The sequence below is a fragment of the Tenacibaculum sp. AWR4_210 genome (assembly GCF_056160945.1).
Genome location: NZ_JBSWYF010000045.1, coordinates 1 through 539 on the forward strand (window position 1 = coordinate 1; position 539 = coordinate 539).

General features: G+C 64.9%; 1 protein-coding gene and 1 pseudogene. Both read left to right on the forward strand.

Annotated features, from left to right (window positions below):
- Positions 1-13: 13 nt before the first annotated feature.
- Positions 14-139: a DHHA2 domain-containing protein gene (locus tag ACXAG7_RS19940; protein ID WP_476667922.1), complete on the forward strand. Its 126-nt coding sequence runs from the start codon at positions 14-16 to the stop codon at positions 137-139.
- 148 nt (positions 140-287) lie between these two features.
- Positions 288-539 (forward strand): annotated as a pseudogene (locus ACXAG7_RS19945) (hypothetical protein); the annotation flags it as partial.

The following is a 539-nucleotide window of genomic DNA, read 5'->3' on the forward strand; positions in this document are numbered from 1 at the left end:
GGCCACGCTGCTGATCCCCAACGATCTGGTGAAGGGCGTCGCCGAGAAAAGCTTTGGCGCGACGGTCGAGGGCGACACCGTGGTGCTGCCGGGCGTGATGAGCCGCAAAAAGCAGATCATTCCGAACCTGAAGGTCTGAGCGTCAAACATCGCGAAAGCATCGAGGGCACCCCGCCGGGTGCCCTTTTTCGTGCCTGCCCCCGTGAAAGCGCCCGTTTCGCCCTATTGGACTTCGCCTGCCCGCGCGCCATAGTTCTGAGGTGCTCTTACAGCAAAGCGAATGCCCCATGACCCAGCCCGTCAGTTCCCAGCCCGCCAGTTCTCAGCCAGATGTGTCGCTGTCCCAAGCCGACCTCACGCTCACCGTCGCGGCGCTCGGTGCCGAGATGCAGAGCTTTCGCAAGGCCGGGGCCGAACTGCTCTGGCAGGGCAATCCCGAGTATTGGTCGGGCCGCGCGCCGATCCTCTTTCCCATCGTTGGCCCCGCGCCCGAGGGCCGCATCCGCATCGGCAGCCATGAGGCCGAGATGGGCCAGCAT